Origin of the sequence: Mesorhizobium hunchu (genome assembly GCF_040081975.1) — a bacterium.
Lineage (GTDB): Bacteria > Pseudomonadota > Alphaproteobacteria > Rhizobiales > Rhizobiaceae > Mesorhizobium > Mesorhizobium hunchu.
In genome coordinates this window covers 1-18,224 of the sequence record NZ_JBEBMG010000006.1, presented here as the reverse complement: position 1 = coordinate 18,224, position 18,224 = coordinate 1, and the positions used below count along the sequence as shown (strand labels likewise).

The following is an 18,224-nucleotide window of genomic DNA, read 5'->3' as shown; positions in this document are numbered from 1 at the left end:
TAAAAACGAATCCTTGACGGCTCCGAACGAGTCGCCTTTTATAGGCCATGCGTTCTGGTTGCGGACGCGGCCGGAAAGTTTCGAGCCCGGTCTTTTTCCCGGATTATGTGCGTTTTCACTCGCAATTTCGCCTCTACCGCAGGCTTGCGGGCGTGTGGGTCGTTGCGGCTTGATGACGGTAAAAAGGAGCATTGTCGGACTGGAATAAATTGTCTGTTAACACTATATTTAGTGTTTGCGGATAGGTTCGACGCTAGATAATGTGATCCGCCTCGGCATGACGCCGAGGCAAAAAATCAGAGTTGAGGGACCCGCGCAGGTCCCGGAAACCCTTGCCGAAAGGCGGCTTGCACGAGGCAAGAGCGGGCATTTCCAGGGCAAGCGCGATCGGGAAAGCCGGGCATCCTTGCGATGGCCGGTCACGGTGGACTTGCGCTTTCCGAAAAGGGCGGGAAATCCCTTTGGCAAAGCGCTATATATAGACAAAGGGACAGGACGATGCGCATCGAGCGGCACTTCACCAAGGCGGGGCAGTCTCCCTATGCGGAGATCGAATTCCGCAAGGCCATTTCGGAGATCAAGAATCCCGACGGGTCGGTGGTGTTCCGCCTCGCCGACATCGACGTGCCGGCGCAGTTCTCCCAGGTCGCCACCGATGTGCTGGCGCAAAAGTATTTCCGCAAGGCCGGAGTGCCGGCGCGGCTGAAGAAGATCGAGGAGAACGCTGTTCCCTCCTTCCTGTGGCGTTCTGTGGCCGACGAGGCCGAATTGGCAAAACTGCCGGAGGACGAGCGCTATGGCTCCGAGACCGATGCCCGCCAGGTCTTCACCCGTCTCGCCGGCACCTGGACCTATTGGGGCTGGAAGGGCGGCTATTTCAAGTCGGAAGACGATGCGCAGGCCTTCATGGACGAGCTGTCCTACATGCTCGCCACCCAGCGCGTGGCCCCCAACTCGCCGCAATGGTTCAACACCGGCCTCCACTGGGCCTATGGCATCGACGGTCCCGGCCAGGGCCATTTCTACGTCGATCCGTTCACCGGCAAGCTGACCAAGTCGAAATCCGCCTACGAGCATCCGCAGCCGCATGCCTGCTTCATCCAGTCCGTCGGCGACGACCTCGTGAATGAGGGCGGCATCATGGATCTGTGGGTGCGCGAGGCGCGCCTTTTCAAATACGGCTCCGGCACCGGCTCCAACTTCTCGCACCTGCGCGGCGAAGGCGAGCGGCTTTCGGGCGGCGGCAAGTCGTCCGGCCTGATGAGCTTCCTCAAAATCGGCGACCGCGCCGCCGGCGCCATCAAGTCGGGTGGCACGACGCGCCGCGCCGCCAAGATGGTGATCGTCGACGCCGACCATCCCGATATCGAGGCTTTCATCGACTGGAAGGTCAAGGAAGAGCAGAAGGTCGCCTCGCTGGTGACCGGCTCCAAGATCGTCAAGAGACATCTCGACGCCATCATGAAGGCCTGCGTGAACTGCGAGGCCGACAATGGCGAGTGCTTCGACCCCAACAAGAACCCGGCGCTGAAGCGGGCCGTCAAGGACGCCAAGAAGGACGCCGTGCCGGAGAACTACGTGCAGCGCGTCATCCAGTTCGCGCGGCAGGGCTACACGTCCATCCAGTTCTCGACCTACGATACCGACTGGGATTCGGAGGCTTATCTGACGGTTTCGGGTCAGAATTCGAACAATTCCGTCTCGCTCAAGGACGACTTCCTGCGCGCGGTGGAGAATGACGAAGCGTGGAAGCTTATCCGCCGCATAGACGGAAAAGTTCACAAAGAGATTCCGGCACGCGAGCTGTGGGAAAAGATCGGCTACGCCGCCTGGGCATCGGCCGATCCCGGCCTGCACTTCAACACCACGATGAACGACTGGCACACCTGCGCGGCGGCCGGCGCCATCCGCGCATCCAACCCGTGCTCGGAATACATGTTCCTCGACGACACGGCCTGCAACCTGGCATCGATCAACCTGCTGCCCTACCGCAACGCGGACGGCAATTTCGACATCGCCGCCTATGAGCACTCGGTGCGCCTGTGGACCATGGTGCTCGAAATCTCGGTGATGATGGCGCAGTTCCCGTCGAAGGAAATCGCCAAGCTCTCCTACGACTACCGCACGCTCGGCCTCGGCTACGCCAATATCGGCGGCCTGCTGATGACCTCCGGCATCCCCTATGATTCGGACGAAGGCCGCGCCATCTGTGCCGCGCTCACCGCCATCATGACCGGCACGGCCTACGCCACCTCGGCCGAGATGGCCTCCGAACTCGGCGCCTTCCCTGATTATGACCGCAACGCCGACAACATGCTGCGTGTCATGCGCAACCACCGCCGTGCCGCCCATGGCGACAAGGACGGCTACGAGAAGCTGTCAGTAAATCCGGTGCCTCTCGTCCATGCCGACCTGAAGCAGGCGGCGCTCGGCGAGCATGCCAAGGCCGCCTGGGACCGCGCCATCGAGCTCGGCGAGGAGCATGGCTATCGCAACGCGCAGGCCACCGTCATCGCGCCGACCGGCACGATCGGCCTGGTCATGGACTGCGACACCACCGGCATCGAGCCCGACTTCGCGCTGGTGAAGTTCAAGAAGCTGGCCGGCGGCGGCTATTTCAAGATCATCAACGCGGCGGTGCCGGAGGCGTTGCGCACGCTGGGCTATTCCGAGAGCCAGATCGCCGAGATCGACGCCTATGCGGTCGGCCACGGCAATTTGAATCAGGCTCCGGGCGTAAACCCTTCCACGCTCAAGGCAAAAGGCTTCACCGACGAGAAGATCGCGGCGCTGAACGCGGCGCTGAAATCGGCTTTCGACATCAAGTTCGTGTTCAACCAGTGGACGCTCGGCGCTGACTGGGTGAAGACGACGCTCGGCTTCACCGATGAGCAGCTCAACGACTTCTCCTTCGAGATGCTGCCGGCGCTCGGCTTCACCAAGAAGGAGATCGAGGCCGCCAACATCCATGTCTGCGGCGCCATGACCCTCGAGGGAGCGCCATTCCTGAAGGAAGAGCACTACCCGGTGTTCGATTGCGCCAACCCCTGCGGCAAGATCGGCAAGCGCTATCTTTCGGTGGAATCGCACATCCGTATGATGGCGGCAGCGCAGCCCTTCATCTCGGGCGCCATCTCGAAAACCATCAACATGCCGAACGAGGCGACCGTCGAGGATGCCAAGAGCGCCTACATGCTGTCCTGGAAGCTGGCGCTGAAGGCCAACGCGCTCTACCGCGACGGCTCCAAGCTGTCGCAGCCGCTCAATGCCTCGCTGATCGCCGACGAGGAGGATGACGAGGACGACACCATCGAGGCGCTGGTCGCCGCACCCGCCGCCGCCAGGGCGGTGCAGGTGACGGAGAAGATCATCGAGCGCATCGTCGAAAAGGTGGTGCGCGACCGCGAGAAGCTGCCGAACCGCCGCAAGGGCTACACCCAGAAGGCCGTCATCGGCGGGCATAAGGTGTATCTGCGCACCGGCGAGTTCGACGACGGACGGCTCGGCGAGATCTTCATCGACATGCACAAGGAGGGCGCCGCCTTCCGCGCGATGATGAACAACTTCGCCATCGCCATCTCGCTCGGCCTGCAATACGGCGTGCCGCTGGAGGAATATGTGGAGGCCTTCACCTTCACCAAGTTCGAGCCGGCCGGCATGGTCATCGGCAACGACGCGATCAAGAATGCCACGTCGATCCTCGACTACGTGTTCCGCGAGCTTGCCGTGTCCTACCTGTCGCGCCACGACCTCGCCCACGTCGACCAGTCGGATCTCGACAAGACTTCGCTCGGCCGCGGCATTTCGGAAGGCAAGACGACGCCCTTCTCCAAGGGCCTCTATCGCGGCGCCTCGCCGGTGAAGCTGGTGTCGGGCGCCGGCGGCGAGCCCAAGGGCTTCGGCGGCCAGGCCGGATCGCCTTCCGCAACTCCTGCCCGCGCCGCGCCGACGGCCTTCGCCGGCTCCAACGTGCTGGCGCTGAAGCCGGCCTCCGACGACGCGCTCGCTTACAAGCGCGACTACGAGGAGCGGGCGAAGGAACTGGCGGAAGAGATCGCCGACGAGAACCTGCCCGACCTGTTCGAGAGCGAGGAACCGTCCGACACCACGGCGCTGTTCTCCGACAAGGCCCAGGCCGACGCCTCCGCCGCCAAGGCGCTCGCCGCCGAACGCCGCGCCAAGGCGGTGATGCAGGGCTACACCGGCAACATGTGCTCGGAGTGCCAGAATTTTACGATGGTACGGAACGGAACCTGCGAGAAGTGCGACACGTGTGGAGCGACTAGCGGGTGTAGCTGAAGCTGTCGGAGCTAGGGTTGTCGACAAGGCGCTGAAACGTCGGAAGGCAAGCTGAACGTCGACGTCACCTGCTGTTTTTGTGGGAGAATGTGGCCGAGCCTCGGATATTGCCTTCGGCAATTCCGAGGATAGGCTCCGTGAAGTCGGATGAAGGGTGTTCCTATCACGCCAAGGCTTCAAGTTTACGTCCCGCACATCGGCGATGATGGTGTTGCAGACGGCGTCCAGTTCCCACAGCGCATCGTCGTCCTAGAAGCGCAACATATGGAAGCCGTCATCCCGGAAACCGAACAGAGCGTAGCGGCGTTCGGTTATCCAGGATCTATTCCGGAACATCACCAAGGTCACGGATTGGATCCCGGCTCGGCGCTCGCTTCGCTCGCTTGGCCAGGATGACGATGTGAGGAGCTTTCACCCGGGAGAGCGCTAACTGATGCCCGAAGCATCAACCAGCCCGGCAGCGCCCCTACCCCATATCCTGCAGCGTATTCTCGATCGCCGAGATATTCAGTTCGAGCGTGGCGACGCGTTGGAGGGCGCTTTGGCTGGGCAGGCCGCTCGTCTCGGCGGCGGCGGCCAGGAGCTTCTTCTGCTCGTCGCGCAGCAACTGCGCGAGTTTTTCGAGTTTTTCCCGCATGTATACCCCTTAATTCCCGTCGCTGTCTAACCACGGACGACCGAAGGTGCAAGCGCGGCAAGCCGATCGAAAGGAGGAGCGCAGATGCGGCAAGAACGCGCCACACATGTCGTCATCGATTGTAGAGTTGGTCCACCTTGCGATCCTGCCTCGCCTGCTCTCCAGACGACAGGTGGCGCTGGCGCATGACGCCGTACATGATCGCGGCGCCGAGGATGAACGCGCCGCCGGCGGTGGCGAAAAGCCAGAGATAATCAGCCATGGGAGCCTCCTTGCTCCCTGAGGAACAAGGGGCGAGCCGGAAAGTTCCCGTTCGCAAGCAGGGTTGAAGACGCGGCGGCGTCTCGTGCCCTTTTTTCGAGAATCGGAGCCGTCCGAGCGCCGGATTGCGCCTCTCGCTCGAACGTCCTAGTCCGAGTCGCGCGATGCGTCGTCGGTGACCTGCACAAGTTGGTCCGCCTTGAACCCGGCGTGCTGCGGCGACCAGACGTCGTCGTTGCGGTTGAACCAATGGCACAGGACCGAGCCCGAAGCGGCGCCGGTTTCGGCCACCGTCATCCGGGGGCCGCCGGACCTGAGCTTGACCACATCACCGATCTTGAAGGTGTTCGCCATCGTTTCCTCCCTCAACCTCTTTGGTGAGGGTATGCTCATAAAACCGAGGCGGCAAGCCGGATGGCGTGGCTGGACTAGTCATCGTCGGGATTGTCGACCTCACAACCGATACCGTGGCATCCCTGGTAATTGCCTTTGGTATCGAAGTTCGGATTGCCGTCCCTGTCGTAGCTCGGCCTCGGGTCGATATAGCTGTCGTCCCTTTGACGGCGCGCTTTCTTGCGCTCCTTGTCGCGCCGTTCCTGCGCGTGCATGCGGTCCAGATAGCGCTGCTCGTCGTCCGCGCGCCGCGTGTTCTGCTCCATCATGCAGTCGGCGAATGCGTCGGTTTTGGGCCGGTAGCCGTAAGACGAACACGTGTCGCGGTCCATCGCGCGCTGTTCCTTGCTGCTGACGCAGCCGGCCACCGCCAGCGGCACAAGCGCGACCAGCACATATCTCATCCTGAAATTCGGCATGCTGTTCCTCCGCATCACTGTGCCGGCACCGGGCAGGCAAGATCGCCTTCCTGACAGTTCAGATACGCCTTCAACTGTTTCGTGCGTTGCGTCGTCAGTTCCGCCTTGCAGGAAGCGACAACCAGCGGGGCGGCCGAGCCGCCGTCCTCGCCGCTGGACTGGAAGGTGCATTCGGCGTCGCGAAACGCGATCCACGCCCGCTGGGCCTTGACGAGCCGCGCCTTGCCGCCGGAATCGTCCGAGAGTCGGCTCTGTACCTGCCTGAAAGTGGAGTTGAGCGCCTTGTCCGCCTTCTGGAAATCGGCGCCCGGATCGCTGTCCGCAAGTGCGGCGGCAGCCAACAATGGTAGTGCGGCAAAGGCCATGACCAGTCTGCGCATTCGTTTCACCCCTCAATTGGAAACGACCGACGCTAACCGGCAGAGTATAAGTCTGACAATAAATCCATGGCAAACACGGTTACCATATGGTCTAGATTTGCGGATCAGGTGCACAGCCGGTGGCCGCTTGTCGGTTGCGGCGACTGACCGCCACAGAGCTACTTCACCACGCGTTTTTCCAGCTTGCGGGCAAGCGTGCGGCGGTGCAGGCCGAGACGGCGGGCGGTCTCGGAGATGTTGAAGCCTGTTTCCACCAACGTCTCGTGGATACGCTCCCATTCCAAGTTCTTGATGGAGGTGGGGCGGCTGGAAAGCGGCACCGAGACGTCCCCCTCGGCGCGGCCGAAGGCGGTCTCGATGTCGTCGGTGTTGGCGGGCTTGGCGAGATAGTGGCAGGCGCCGAGCTTGATCGCCTCGACGGCCGTGGCGATCGAAGCGAAGCCGGTCAAGACGACGATGCGCATGTCGGGATCGCGAGCGGCAAGCAGCTTTACGCATTCCAGCCCCGAGCCGGTGCCCAGTTTCAGGTCCACCACGGCGTAGTCGGGCGCGAGGGTTTCCAGCACCGCGGCCAATTCGCTCCCGTCAGGGCACAGGACAACCTGATAGCCGCGCTTCTCAAACGAGCGCTTCAACGTGCGCGCAAAGGTGGTGTCGTCCTCGACGATGACCAGCGATCGGCCAGTAGCGGCAGAAGGGTCGGCATCGGATGCATCGCTCCCGGTCCCGGATCGGTCAGGTATCATGCTCGTCTCCATCGGTCAGCGCCGCCAAAGGCAGCGAAAGGGTGACGCGGGCTCCCTGCGGCCGGTTCTCGGCCGAAATATCCCCTCCCAGCTTGCGCAGCACATTCACGACAAGGAACAGGCCAAGACCTCTCCCCGGCTTGCCCTTGCTCGACATATAGGGCTGGCCGAGCGCGGCCAGAATAGCCTTGTCGAAGCCCGGCCCCCGATCCTCCACGGTAATCACCAACCTGTCGCCGCGCCGCGCCGCGATTGCGCCCAGCCAGTGCGGCGAGGCTTCGAGGGCGTTGTCGAGCACGTTGAAGATCACCTGCTTGATCGCGGTGTCGGACACCATCGGCGCATCGGGATTGAAGTCGTTTTCCCACGGCATCGCCAACGGCTGGCGCGTGGTGTTCCATTCCTCCATCAGCCCGTCGAGAAAGCTGCGCACGGTGGTGCGGATCGTACCCTCGCCGCGGGCATTGCCGGACGACATCAGGATGCCGGAAACGATGTGCTTGCAGCGCTGGATCTGCGCCTGCATCTCCTCCACGTCGCCCGCCATCTCGCGGTTTCGCTTGACCGCGCCCATATGGCGCCAGTCGGACAGAATGACAGAGATGGTGGAGAGCGGCGTGCCGAGTTCGTGTGCGGCGCCAGACGCCAGCAGGCCCATGCGCACGATATGGTCTTCCTCGGCCGAGCGCTGGCGCAAATCGGCGAGGAAGGCGTCGCGCTCGCGCAGATTGCGGTTGATGCGCGTCATGAACAGCACGATCAGCCCGGCCGCCAGCACGAAGCAGATGAACATGCCGCGGATATGCAGTTCGAGCAGATCGTCGCCGTGGCTCGGCACGGTGATCGGCTCGAAGACGTAGATCAGGAAAACGAAGCACATAGACGCCGCCGCCACCAGGATCCAGGTGGAGCGCGTGGTAAGCAGCGCTGCGCCCAGCGTGATCTGCAGGAGGTAGAGCGACACGAAGGGATTGGCCGCTCCCCCGCTGTGATAGAGCTGGATGGTCAGCGCCGCCATGTCGAAGACCAGCGCGATGAAGAGCTGCGAATTGGTGACGGGGGCGCGGCCGTGCAGCACCAAAAGGCTGAAGCCGTTCAGCGCGACGAGGAACAGCACCACGAGGCTCATCGGCACGAGCGGCAGCGCGATCCCGTACCAGTATTGCGTCAGCAGGATCGTCAGCACCTGCCCGGCCACGGCCAGCCATCGCAACTGGATGAGCAGGAGCAGGTTCTTGCGGTTCGTCGCGTCGGAATTGGACGCCGAGGCGGCGGCCGGCACCCTGTCCCCGACAGGCGATGCCATCACCGACGTTCCGGAGTTGGGCGGCTCTCTCTGGTCCATCACGCGTCCCGCCTGTCCGCACGCCCTTTGCCGAGGAACGGCCTGGCCAGCGCAAGCAGGAGCATCGCCGCCAGCGAGAACCAGGTCAACGCATAGACCATGTGCGCGTTGCGGAAATGGATGACGGTCAGCCCGCCGCGCGGCCAGCCGTCGTCGGCATTGGCTGCAGCGGCGTCGGCGTCCACGAAGTATGGCGCCACATCGCCCAGCCCGCGCCTTACGGCGATCGCCGCGACATCGCGGGAATACCAGCGCTCGCTCGCGGGATCGTTGGAGCGCAGGAAACCGCCCTTCGGCTCGGTGATGCGCAGGAGACCGGTCAGGGTGGTTTCCGTGGCGGGCGCCTCCCCTGCCCGGCTGAACGCGGCCTTCTTCTCCGGTGGGATGAAACCGCGATTGACCAGCACGACGAAGCCGCGGTCCGTCAGCAGCGGCGAAAGCACCCAGTAGCCGCCGCCGAGGTCGGTCACCGCGCGCACCAGCGTGGCCGGCTTGTCGAGAAAGCGGCCGGTCAGCCGGACATGGCGGTATTCGTAGCCGGCGGCGTTCACGGCGGGCCATTCGTCAGGTCCGGGCGCATCGACCGCCGGCGCATGGACGCGGCTCTCGACGCGAGCGATCAGATCCAGTTTCCAGACCCGGCGCTCGAGTTGCCACACGCCGAGGGCGACGAAGACGGCGACGCCGGCCAGTGCGAGCGCGGCGAGGAAAATGCGGGTTGCCAGCGACCGAACGGATGCCGCGGCCACCTTGCCGCCCATCTCTCCGCTTCCGATCGCATCGTTCATGACGTGGGTACAGCCTGCGCCCGCCGGCGGGCTCACGGCATCTCCCGCATGTGCTGCATCGACGGCATCATGTTGACGTTGAGGTGGTACATGACCCACAGCGAGCCGGACAGGACGATGACCAGAACGACGATCGTGAAGATCAGGGCCAGCATCGACCAGCCGCCTTCGGAGGACGGGGTCATGTGCAGGAAGAAGATCATGTGGACGACGATCTGCACGCCCGCCAGCGCCATGATGACGAAGGCCGTGGCCTGCTTGTTGTCGATCGCCCCGGTCATCACCAGCCAGAACGGAACGGCAGTCAGGATCACCGACAGGACGAACCCGGTCAGGTAGCCTTTCAGCGAGCCGTGCCCGGTCGTCTCGCCATGAGCGTGATTGTCATGGCCGGCATGATCATGGTCGGCGTGGTCATGGGCGCTCATCGCAGCATCCCCATCAGGTAGACGAAGGTGAAGACGCCGATCCAGATGATGTCGAGGAAGTGCCAGAACAGGCTGAGACACATCAGGCGGCGACGGTTGGCCGGGATCAGGCCCTTGCGCGCCACCTGCACCATCAGCGTGACCATCCAGACGATGCCCGAGGTGACGTGCAGGCCGTGCGTTCCGACCAGGGTGAAGAAGGATGACAGGAAGGCGCTGCGCTGCGGCGTCGCACCCTCGGCGATCATGTGATGGAACTCGTAGAGCTCGATCGACAGGAAGGCCAGGCCGAACAGGCCGGTCACCGCGAGCCAGGCCTGCGTCGCCGCCACGCGGTCCCTGTTCATCGCCAGCATGGCGAAGCCGTAGGTGATCGACGACAAGAGCAGCATGGTGGTGTTGAGCGCCACCAGCGACAGGTCGAACAGGTCTTTCGGCGCGGGGCCGGCCGCGTAATTGCCGCCCAGCACGCCATAGGCGGCGAACAGCATCGCGAAGATGAGACAGTCGCTCATCAGGTAGATCCAGAAGCCGAGCATGGTCGACCCGCCTTCGGCGTGGTCGTGCTCGTCCTTCAGGTAGAAGACCGGCTCGTCACCGGCCGTTTTCGCCATCGATGCCATGCGGTATCAGCCCTGTGCGGCAAGGAGCTCGGTCCTCGCCGTTTCCGTTTGGTCGACTTCCGCTGCCGGAATGTGGAAATCGCGGTGATAGTTGAAGGTGTGGCCGATCGCGGTGGCCAGCAGCGCCACGAAGCCAAGTGCTGCGAGCCACCAGATGTACCAGATCAACGCGAAGCCGGTGACGACGCTCAAGCCGGCCAGGATGATACCGGCACCGGTGTTGCTCGGCATGTGGATCGGCCGGAAGCCCGATAGAGGCCGCTTGTAGCCGTGCTCCTTCATGTCCCACCAGGCGTCGTTGTCGCGCACCACCGGCGTGAAGGCGAAATTGTACTCCGGCGGCGGCGAGGAGGTCGACCATTCCAGCGTGCGCCCGTTCCAGGGGTCGCCGGTCGGGTCGGCGAGCGCCTCGCGATTGCGGATCGAGACGAAGATCTGGATCAGGAAGGCGGCGATGCCGATGGCGATCAGCAATGCGCCGAAGGCAGCGATCTGGAACCATATCTGCAGCGAGGGATCGTCGAACACCCGCATGCGCCGCGTCACACCCATCAGGCCGAGTATGTAGAGCGGCATGAAGGCGAGCCAGAAGCCGACGACCCAGCACCAGAACGAGACCTTGCCCCAGAAGGGCTGGAGCCTGAAGCCGAAGGCCTTGGGCCACCAGTAGGCGATCGCCGCGAACAGGCCGAACAGCACGCCGCCGATGATGACGTTATGGAAATGCGCCACGAGGAAGAGCGAATTGTGCAGCACGAAATCGGCCGGAGGCACCGCCAGCAGCACGCCGGTCATGCCGCCGACGACGAAGGTCAGCATGAAGGCCACCGTCCACATCATCGGCAATTCGTAGCGGATGCGGCCGCGATACATAGTGAACAGCCAGTTGAACATCTTCGCGCCCGTCGGGATCGAGATGATCATGGTGGTGATGCCGAAGAAGGAGTTGACGCTGGCGCCCGAGCCCATCGTGAAGAAGTGATGCAGCCACACCAGATAGGACAGGATGGTGATGACCACGGTGGCGTAGACCATCGAGGTGTAGCCGAACAGGCGCTTGCCGGAGAAGGTTGAGGTGACCTCGGAATAGACGCCGAACAGCGGCAGGATCAGGATGTAGACTTCCGGGTGACCCCATATCCAGATGAGGTTCACATACATCATCGGATTGCCGCCGAAGTCATTGGTGAAGAAGTTCGTGCCGACGTAGCGGTCGAGCGCCAGCAGCGCCAGCACGGCGGTCAGCACGGGGAAGGAGGCGACGATGAGCACGTTGGTGCACAACGACGTCCAGGTGAAGACGGGCATGCGCATCATGGTCATGCCCGGCGCGCGCATCTTGATGATCGTACAGATCAGGTTGATGCCCGAAAGCGTCGTCCCCACGCCGGCGATCTGCAACGCCCATATGTAATAGTCGACGCCGACGTCAGGACTGTAGCCGATGTTGGAAAGCGGCGGATAGGCCAGCCAGCCGGTGCGGGCGAATTCGCCCACGAACAGCGACGTCATGACCAGTATGGCGCCGCCGACCGTCATCCAGAAGCTAAAATTGTTCAGGAACGGGAAGGACACGTCGCGCGCGCCGATCTGCAGCGGCACGACGAAGTTCATCAGACCGGTGACGAAGGGCATCGCCACGAAGAAGATCATGATGACGCCGTGCGCGGTGAAGACCTGGTCGTAATGGTGCGCCGGCAGGTAGCCTTCCGAACCGTTGAAGGCGATCGCCTGCTGAAGGCGCATCATGATGGCGTCGGAGAAGCCGCGCAGCAGCATGACGAGACCCAGCACCATGTACATGATGCCGATCTTCTTGTGATCGACGCTGGTGAACCACTCCTTCCACAGATACCCCCAGAGGCGGAACCAGGTCAGCACGCCGACGAGGGCGATCCCGCCCAGCGCAACGACGGCGAACGTGGCGACGAGAATCGGCTCGTGGAAGGGAAAGGACTCCCAGGTAAGCCGGCCGAAAATGAATCTGGTGAGCGAGTCAGGCATCGGCCTTCCTTCAAAGTTCGCGTGGCGACGACCGGCCCGAAACGGGCTCGGTCTGCGCATGACGGTCCTGCGAGGTGCCGCCACCGGCGCGCGGCCGGATCAGGCCGAAGCCGCGAACGGGCGACAGGTCGCGCAGAAGAGGCTGCGACTGCGATGCGCTGGCCTCGCGGCCGGCGCGGGCGGCCGCAGCAGCCTCCTCGGCCGTGCAGATACCCGCCACATAGGATGGCCGTGGGCCGAAGACCGCGCCGCGGCGCGCATATTTGTCGTATTCCAGCGGCAGCGTGTTGCGCACGCCCGCAAGCCCGAGACCGCCCTTCTCGTCGATCGACATCATCTCGCTCATGCACATCTTGCCGGGATCGACGCACATATTGAGGATGGCGTTGTAGAGATCGGCGTCGACGGAGGCGAAGGTCTGCGCCGGAACGTTCTCGCTGGGCTTTTCAAGCTGGAGGTAGCGGGCACGGTCCAGCGTCTCGCCGTCGGCCTTCGCGGCTGCCACCCATTTGTCGAAGTCCTCCGCCGACTGCCCGTGGAAGGCGAAGCGCATGCCGGAAAAGCCGGCGCCGCTGTAGTTGGCCGAGAAGCCCGTATAGGTGCCCGGATCGTTGATGACGGCGTGAAGCTTCGTCTCCATGCCGGGCATAGCGTAGATCTGCCCCGCGAGGGCGGGAATATAGAAGGAATTCATCACCGAGGACGAGGTGATGCGGAAATCGATCGGCCGGTCGACCGGCGCGGCCAGCTCGTTCAGCGACGCGATCCCGTAGTCGGGATAGATGAACAGCCATTTCCAGTCGAGCGCCACGACCTCGACCGACAGCGGCTTCTGCTCCTGCGCGACGGGCTGGCCGGGCGCCAGGCGATCGATGCGCCGGTAAGGGTCGAGAAGATGCGTTCCCAGCCAGGTCAAGGCGCCGAGGCAGATGATGATCATCAGGGGCGCTGCCCAGATGATAAGCTCGAGCTTCGTCGAATGGTCCCAGTCCGGTTCATAGGGCACAGCCGTATTGGTGTGCCGGTAGCGCCAGGCAAACAGGGCCGTCAGCGCCATGACCGGGACGATGATGAGCAGCATCAGCAGCGTCGACACGACCAGGAGATCGCGCTGCTGCATGGCCACGTCCCCGGCCGGCGACAGGACGACGAGATTGCAACCGCCGAGCAATCCGGCCAGCGGCAACAGGAGCAGGGTTTTGAAACGTCTCATAACGCTGCCTTCGACAACTGAATCATCGGGCCGCCTTCCATATCGGGTTGCGGCATGAGCAGACGGCTACCGGGACGGCCGGGTCGGCGACATTGGACAATTTGTCCAATGCCCCGCCTGGGCCGATTTCGGCACAAGAGCGCAAGGCAAAGGTCATGCACCTTGGGGCCGCGCACCTGGGGGATGGTAATCATCGCCGTTGCGAATACAATATCAATCGAGCTGAAGCGGAACTGATGGCCAGCGTTTCGACCGCCAAAAACACAAGTCCAGCCCCTGGAGACGCCTCCGGGCTGGTCGGCTCGCATCACGGCAGGGTCAATCCGGGCGACATCGCCGTCGGCGTGATTATCGGCAGGACGTCGGAATTCTTCGATTTCTTCGTCTATGCGATCGCCTCGGTGATCGTGTTCCCGAAACTGGTGTTTCCGAACCACGAGCCCCTGGCGGGAACGCTCTACTCCTTCGCTATCTTCGCCCTCGCCTTCGTCGCCCGTCCCTTCGGAACCGTCATCTTCATGGCGGTCGATCGCGCCTATGGGCGCGGTTCGAAGCTGACGATCGCCCTGTTCCTTCTCGGAACGTCGACCGTCGCCATGGCCTTCCTGCCGGCTTACGACGATGTCGGCGCGATCTCGATCTGGCTGCTGGCGCTGACACGCATCGGACAGGGACTTGCGCTCGGCGGCACATGGGACGGCCTGCCCTCCCTGCTGGCGCTGAACGCGCCGCCGAACCGGCGCGGCTTCTATGCCATGATCCCGCAGCTCGGCGCGCCGATCGGCCTCATCGTGGCCAGCTCGCTGTTCGCCTTCTTCGTCGCCAACCTCTCGGCCGACGATTTCTTCTCGTGGGGCTGGCGTTATCCCTTCTTCGTCGCCTTCGCCATCAATGTGGTGGCGCTGTTCGCGCGCCTGCGCATCGTGGTCACTCCCGAATTCTCGAGACTGTTCGAGAGCGGCGACCTGCAGCCCACCCGCATCAGGGAAACCATCAGGGCGGAAGGCCGCAACGTGGTCGCCGGCGCCTTCGCGCCGCTGGCGAGTTTCGCCATGTTCCACATGGTCACCGTGTTTCCGCTGTCATGGGTGTTCCTTTTCACCGATGAAGGGCCGGAACGCTTCCTCATCATCGAGGCCGTCGCTGCCGTCTTCGGCGTCGGCGCCATCGTCGCGTCCGGGCTCGTCGCCGACCGCATCGGCCGCCGCGCCCTGCTCGGCGGATCGGCAGTCGCCATCGCCGCCTTCAGCGGCTTCGCGCCGCAACTTCTCGATGCCGGCATCGTCGGCGAAAGCGCCTTCATGGTCGTTGGCTTCATCCTGCTCGGCCTGAGCTTCGGACAATCGTCGGGCGCCGTGGCGTCGAGCTTCTCGCGCGGGCATCGCTATACGGGCTCGGCCGTCACGTCCGACCTGGCATGGATGTTCGGAGCGGGCTTCGCGCCGCTGGCGGCACTGCTGCTCGCCGGCAATTTCGGCCTGATCGCCGCCGGCGCCTACCTGCTGTCAGGCGCGATCTGCACGCTTCTGGCGCTGTGGGTCGCCCGCAACCGCCCCACTCAGGACCCGGCGGACATGGAGTGAGTGGCTGCGCGCGTAGCCCTTAGCCAACCCGGCGCCTGCAACCGCTGCGGCCGACATGTGCTATTTATGGTTGCAGTCAATTCGTGGAAGACCCCGGCCGAATCGCAATACGTCAAAGGTCTCGAAAGGAGACCTTGCAATGGCAAGTTGCACTGACAAGAACGGCGACACCTGGGAAATCTATTATGGCAACGATGGCTGGCGTTGGCGGCGCACGGCATCGAACGGCCGGATCGTCGGCGCATCGACGCAAGGCTATTCCAACAGGCAGGATTGTATCGACAACGCCCGCCGCAATGGCATGACCTGCAATCCGGCCTGATCCCGCGGGGCGGGGCCAGGCCGGTTGAAGGCCGCTATTCGGCGGCGACTTTGTCCTGCGTCTTCGTGTCGAAGTCGGAAGCGTCGTGGCGTTCGCGAAGCTGGCTGGCCGGATCGCCGGACGTGCGATTGACCTTGCGGCCGCGCGTCACCGCGGGACGGGCGAAAATCTGGTTCGCCCAGCGGTTCACGTTCTTGTACTCGTCGGTGGACAGGAACGTCGCCGCGTCGCCGTACTGCCAACCCTTCACCAAGCCGCCGTACCACGGCCAGATCGCCATGTCGGCGATGGTGTATTCGGAGCCGGCGACGTATTCGTTGTCGGCCAGGCGCTTGTCGAGCACGTCGAGCTGGCGCTTGGTCTCCATGGCGTAGCGGTCGATCGCGTATTTGATCTTGACCGGCGCGTAGGCGTAGAAGTGGCCGAAGCCACCGCCGAGGAACGGGGCCGAGCCCATCTGCCAAAACAGCCAGGAGAGCGCCTCCGCGCGCGCCGGCTGCTCGCTGGGCAGGAAGGCGCCGCCGAATTTTTCCGACAGGTACATCAGGATCGCGCCGGATTCGAAGACCCGCACCGGAGCCGGACCGGAGCGATCCAGCAGCGCCGGGATCTTGGAGTTGGGGTTGACCTCGACGAAGCCCGAGCCGAACTGGTCGCCCTTGCCGATGTCGATCAGCCAGGCGTCGTACTCGGCGCCGGTGTGGCCCGCCGCCAGCAGTTCCTCGAACATGATGGTGACCTTCTGGCCGTTCGGCGTGCCAAGCGAATAGAGCTGAAAGGGATGTTTTCCAACCGGCAATTCCTTTTCATGCGTCGCGCCCGAAACCGGCCGGTTGATGTTGGCGAACTGGCCGCCATTGCCTTTTTCCCATGTCCAGACTTTCGGCGGCGTATAGGTCTCAGTCATTTTCAAATCCCCAATTTGGAAGCGGGCGGCGCGGCTTCGCCCCAAAGACATAAGCCGTGCCGGTTCCGATTCAACCGGTCAAGTCCAATAGTTTTTGAACAAATGAATGATTTGCGGAAACCGTGCCGGCAAGAGTGCAAGAAATATCGGCAGGCGACAGGGCGGAACTCCGGCGAGAGGCGGGTGCGACCGTCGGGGCCGTCTCCAACCAGAGGCCAGTGACCAGCCAGGAGCGGCGGCCTGTCGCTTGAATAAACCGCTGCCCCTCACTGGAGCCCGCGTTTGTGCAAGTCAGGCCGCTGCCGGCGCAAGCGCGGGCTTCGGGAACGGCTTGAACATCATGGCGATCACGAAGGCGGCTATGCCCATTCCCCAAGAGCCGACGTAGAGCCAGGCGTAGTTCTGGAGGTTGTCGTAGATCAGCCCGCCGAGCAGCGGCCCGGTCGACATACCGAGGCTGCCGGCCATGGCAGTGCCGCCGATGATGGTTCCCATCATGCTCGCCGGGAAATTCTCACGCACGATAACCGCGTAGAGCGGCATCACGCCTGCATAGATGAAACCGACGACGGCCGCGACGCCGTAGAACTGGCCGAGTTGGCCGGCGAACGCATAGGCGAGCACGCCAAATGCCTGCGCCAGAAGCCCGGCAACCAGCACGCGCCGGGCGCCGAAGCGATCGCCCATGATGCCGAAGGCCAGCCTGCCGAACATGCCGGAAAAGCCCTCGACACTGTAGATGGAAACGGCAATGCCGATCGGTATGCCGCAGGTCACCGCATAGCTGACGGTATGGAAGATCGGCCCCGAATGCGTGGCGCAGCAGAAGAAATTCGCGACCAGCAGCACGATGAATTGCGGCGAGCGCACTGCCTGGGCCACAGTCATGCCGGACAGGGGCTGTGGAGATTCGCCGTTTGTCGTCTGCTCGTCCTCCATGCGTGGGGGACGGCGCGCCAGAAGCGACGTCGGGATCATGACGACCGTGCAGACACCTGCGATGACAAGCATGGCGGTGCGCCAGTCGTACTGGGTGATCAGCCATGCGGCCAGCGGCGACATCGTCATCGGCGCCATGCCCATGCCGGCGGAAACCAGTGAGACGGCGAGGCTGCGCTGCGTGTCGAACCAGCCTGTCACGGCCGCCATCATCGGCACAATGATCGCGGCGACCGCACCGCCGGTGAGAAGGCCGAACAGAAGCTGAAAGGCGATCAGCGACGGCGCGCGGCTGGCCAGCGCAAGGCTCCCCGCCAGGATGACGGAGCCGGCCAGCACGACAGGCCGCGGCCCGTACCGGTCCGACAGGCTCCCCCAGATCATGCTGGCGAACGCCATGGCGAGAAAGCCGATGGTCATGGCACTGGAGATGCCGGTCACCGACCAGCCCGTTTCACGCGACATCGCCAGAAGAAACACCGGAAGCGAGAACACCGCTCCGGCGGCGACACAGGAGAGAACGCCGCCCGCCGCGACGATCACCCATCGATAGGAACCAGCCATGACCATCCTCCATGTCTTCGAGCCGAGGGCGTGACGAAGCGAACGGGCACGTCACATCGTATCTCAAGGACGCGCGGGTTTCGGCCGAACCGACATTCCGATCGGTCGAAGGGAGGATATTTTTCCCGGACGCATCCGGGAAGACCGGATCGCGGCTTTTCGAAAGAGAACGAGTTGTGCCTAGGCTCAGGACTCATTGTTTCAGAGCCAGAAGATGACGGTTGCGGCGATGCAGATTGCGGAGAAGAAGGTATGGGCGCATCGGTCGTAGCGGGTGGCGACGCGCCGCCAGTCTTTAAGCTTGGCGAAGAGGTTCTCGACCTTGTGGCGCTGGCGGTAGAGCGCCTTGTCGTAAGGATACGGGATTTTCCGG

18 protein-coding genes are annotated in these 18,224 nt (G+C 63.4%); 3 read left to right on the top strand and 15 right to left on the bottom strand.

Going from position 1 to position 18,224, the window contains the following annotated elements; translation table 11 throughout:
* The first annotated feature begins 498 nt into the window (after window positions 1-498).
* Complete coding sequence (locus tag ABMA46_RS12160) at window positions 499-4,299, top strand: vitamin B12-dependent ribonucleotide reductase (RefSeq protein ID WP_348999667.1); 3,801 nt, start codon at window positions 499-501, stop codon at window positions 4,297-4,299.
* A 466-nt stretch (window positions 4,300-4,765) separates the two neighbouring features.
* Here ABMA46_RS12160 and ABMA46_RS12155 read toward each other — a convergent pair whose 3' ends face one another.
* From ABMA46_RS12155 to cyoA, 12 genes are all read right to left on the bottom strand, one after another.
* On the bottom strand, window positions 4,766-4,936 hold the full coding sequence (locus ABMA46_RS12155; RefSeq protein WP_348999666.1) for a hypothetical protein: 171 nt from the start codon (window positions 4,934-4,936) through the stop codon (window positions 4,766-4,768).
* Between the two features lie 112 nt (window positions 4,937-5,048).
* The gene (locus ABMA46_RS12150; protein ID WP_348999664.1) at window positions 5,049-5,198 is read right to left on the bottom strand and encodes a hypothetical protein; all 150 of its coding nucleotides are present in this window, start codon (window positions 5,196-5,198) and stop codon (window positions 5,049-5,051) included.
* 146 nt (window positions 5,199-5,344) lie between these two features.
* The gene (locus ABMA46_RS12145; protein ID WP_348999663.1) at window positions 5,345-5,551 is read right to left on the bottom strand and encodes a YodC family protein; all 207 of its coding nucleotides are present in this window, start codon (window positions 5,549-5,551) and stop codon (window positions 5,345-5,347) included.
* Window positions 5,552-5,625: 74 nt separating this feature from the next.
* Entirely contained in the window at window positions 5,626-6,009 is a 384-nt protein-coding gene (locus tag ABMA46_RS12140; RefSeq protein ID WP_348999661.1) for a hypothetical protein, read from the bottom strand.
* Between the two features lie 14 nt (window positions 6,010-6,023).
* A complete protein-coding gene (locus ABMA46_RS12135) occupies window positions 6,024-6,389 on the bottom strand; it encodes a lysozyme inhibitor LprI family protein (protein ID WP_348999660.1) in 366 nt (121 codons plus the stop codon).
* A 158-nt stretch (window positions 6,390-6,547) separates the two neighbouring features.
* Window positions 6,548-7,135 carry a response regulator transcription factor gene (locus tag ABMA46_RS12130; protein ID WP_348999659.1) on the bottom strand — a complete coding sequence of 196 codons (588 nt, stop codon included), beginning with the start codon at window positions 7,133-7,135 and terminating at the stop codon, window positions 6,548-6,550.
* Window positions 7,125-8,441: an ATP-binding protein gene (locus tag ABMA46_RS12125; protein WP_349000123.1), complete on the bottom strand. Its 1,317-nt coding sequence runs from the start codon at window positions 8,439-8,441 to the stop codon at window positions 7,125-7,127. The genes ABMA46_RS12130 and ABMA46_RS12125 overlap by 11 nt, the downstream gene beginning before the upstream one ends.
* Before the next feature lie 38 nt (window positions 8,442-8,479).
* Window positions 8,480-9,304, bottom strand: coding sequence for an SURF1 family protein (locus ABMA46_RS12120; RefSeq protein WP_425475733.1), 825 nt, complete (start codon window positions 9,302-9,304; stop codon window positions 8,480-8,482).
* Window positions 9,301-9,696, bottom strand: a complete 396-nt coding sequence (gene cyoD / locus ABMA46_RS12115; protein WP_348999658.1) for a cytochrome o ubiquinol oxidase subunit IV — start codon at window positions 9,694-9,696, stop codon at window positions 9,301-9,303. The genes ABMA46_RS12120 and cyoD overlap by 4 nt, the downstream gene beginning before the upstream one ends.
* Window positions 9,693-10,319, bottom strand: coding sequence for a cytochrome o ubiquinol oxidase subunit III (gene cyoC, locus ABMA46_RS12110; RefSeq protein ID WP_348999656.1), 627 nt, complete (start codon window positions 10,317-10,319; stop codon window positions 9,693-9,695). Before cyoC ends, cyoD begins: the two co-directional genes overlap by 4 nt.
* A gap of 6 nt (window positions 10,320-10,325) precedes the next feature.
* Window positions 10,326-12,323, bottom strand: a complete 1,998-nt coding sequence (gene cyoB / locus ABMA46_RS12105; RefSeq protein WP_348999655.1) for a cytochrome o ubiquinol oxidase subunit I — start codon at window positions 12,321-12,323, stop codon at window positions 10,326-10,328.
* 10 nt (window positions 12,324-12,333) lie between these two features.
* Entirely contained in the window at window positions 12,334-13,536 is a 1,203-nt protein-coding gene (cyoA, locus tag ABMA46_RS12100; RefSeq protein WP_348999654.1) for a ubiquinol oxidase subunit II, read from the bottom strand.
* 236 nt (window positions 13,537-13,772) lie between these two features.
* Between cyoA and ABMA46_RS12095 the strand changes: the two genes are divergently transcribed.
* Both ABMA46_RS12095 and ABMA46_RS12090 read left to right on the top strand, forming a co-directional pair.
* Window positions 13,773-15,119, top strand: a complete 1,347-nt coding sequence (locus ABMA46_RS12095; protein ID WP_348999652.1) for an MFS transporter — start codon at window positions 13,773-13,775, stop codon at window positions 15,117-15,119.
* A gap of 139 nt (window positions 15,120-15,258) precedes the next feature.
* Window positions 15,259-15,441: a YegP family protein gene (locus tag ABMA46_RS12090; RefSeq protein WP_348999650.1), complete on the top strand. Its 183-nt coding sequence runs from the start codon at window positions 15,259-15,261 to the stop codon at window positions 15,439-15,441.
* 34 nt (window positions 15,442-15,475) lie between these two features.
* On the opposite strand, the gene yghU is transcribed toward ABMA46_RS12090, so the two are convergent.
* The 3 genes from yghU to ABMA46_RS12075 all read right to left on the bottom strand — a co-directional run.
* Window positions 15,476-16,348 carry a glutathione-dependent disulfide-bond oxidoreductase gene (gene yghU, locus ABMA46_RS12085; protein ID WP_348999649.1) on the bottom strand — a complete coding sequence of 291 codons (873 nt, stop codon included), beginning with the start codon at window positions 16,346-16,348 and terminating at the stop codon, window positions 15,476-15,478.
* Window positions 16,349-16,639: 291 nt separating this feature from the next.
* Entirely contained in the window at window positions 16,640-17,851 is a 1,212-nt protein-coding gene (locus ABMA46_RS12080) for an MFS transporter (protein ID WP_348999648.1), read from the bottom strand.
* Between the two features lie 201 nt (window positions 17,852-18,052).
* Window positions 18,053-18,224: transposase (locus ABMA46_RS12075; RefSeq protein ID WP_348999620.1), on the bottom strand; the 172-nt coding region annotated here is incomplete at its 5' end.

Excerpts from the sequence above, each read along its gene's own strand:
- ABMA46_RS12160 (WP_348999667.1), top strand. The coding sequence starts at position 499 with ATGCGCATCGAGCGGCACTTCACCAAGGCGGGGCAGTCTCCCTATGCG.
- ABMA46_RS12155 (WP_348999666.1), bottom strand. The coding sequence starts at position 4,936 with ATGCGGGAAAAACTCGAAAAACTCGCGCAGTTGCTGCGCGACGAGCAG.
- ABMA46_RS12150 (WP_348999664.1), bottom strand. The coding sequence starts at position 5,198 with ATGGCTGATTATCTCTGGCTTTTCGCCACCGCCGGCGGCGCGTTCATC.
- ABMA46_RS12145 (WP_348999663.1), bottom strand. The coding sequence starts at position 5,551 with ATGGCGAACACCTTCAAGATCGGTGATGTGGTCAAGCTCAGGTCCGGC.
- ABMA46_RS12140 (WP_348999661.1), bottom strand. The coding sequence starts at position 6,009 with ATGCCGAATTTCAGGATGAGATATGTGCTGGTCGCGCTTGTGCCGCTG.
- ABMA46_RS12135 (WP_348999660.1), bottom strand. The coding sequence starts at position 6,389 with ATGCGCAGACTGGTCATGGCCTTTGCCGCACTACCATTGTTGGCTGCC.
- ABMA46_RS12130 (WP_348999659.1), bottom strand. The coding sequence starts at position 7,135 with ATGATACCTGACCGATCCGGGACCGGGAGCGATGCATCCGATGCCGAC.
- ABMA46_RS12125 (WP_349000123.1), bottom strand. The coding sequence starts at position 8,441 with ATGGCATCGCCTGTCGGGGACAGGGTGCCGGCCGCCGCCTCGGCGTCC.
- cyoD (WP_348999658.1), bottom strand. The coding sequence starts at position 9,696 with ATGAGCGCCCATGACCACGCCGACCATGATCATGCCGGCCATGACAAT.
- cyoC (WP_348999656.1), bottom strand. The coding sequence starts at position 10,319 with ATGGCATCGATGGCGAAAACGGCCGGTGACGAGCCGGTCTTCTACCTG.
- cyoB (WP_348999655.1), bottom strand. The coding sequence starts at position 12,323 with ATGCCTGACTCGCTCACCAGATTCATTTTCGGCCGGCTTACCTGGGAG.
- cyoA (WP_348999654.1), bottom strand. The coding sequence starts at position 13,536 with ATGAGACGTTTCAAAACCCTGCTCCTGTTGCCGCTGGCCGGATTGCTC.
- ABMA46_RS12095 (WP_348999652.1), top strand. The coding sequence starts at position 13,773 with ATGGCCAGCGTTTCGACCGCCAAAAACACAAGTCCAGCCCCTGGAGAC.
- ABMA46_RS12090 (WP_348999650.1), top strand. The coding sequence starts at position 15,259 with ATGGCAAGTTGCACTGACAAGAACGGCGACACCTGGGAAATCTATTAT.
- yghU (WP_348999649.1), bottom strand. The coding sequence starts at position 16,348 with ATGACTGAGACCTATACGCCGCCGAAAGTCTGGACATGGGAAAAAGGC.
- ABMA46_RS12080 (WP_348999648.1), bottom strand. The coding sequence starts at position 17,851 with ATGGCTGGTTCCTATCGATGGGTGATCGTCGCGGCGGGCGGCGTTCTC.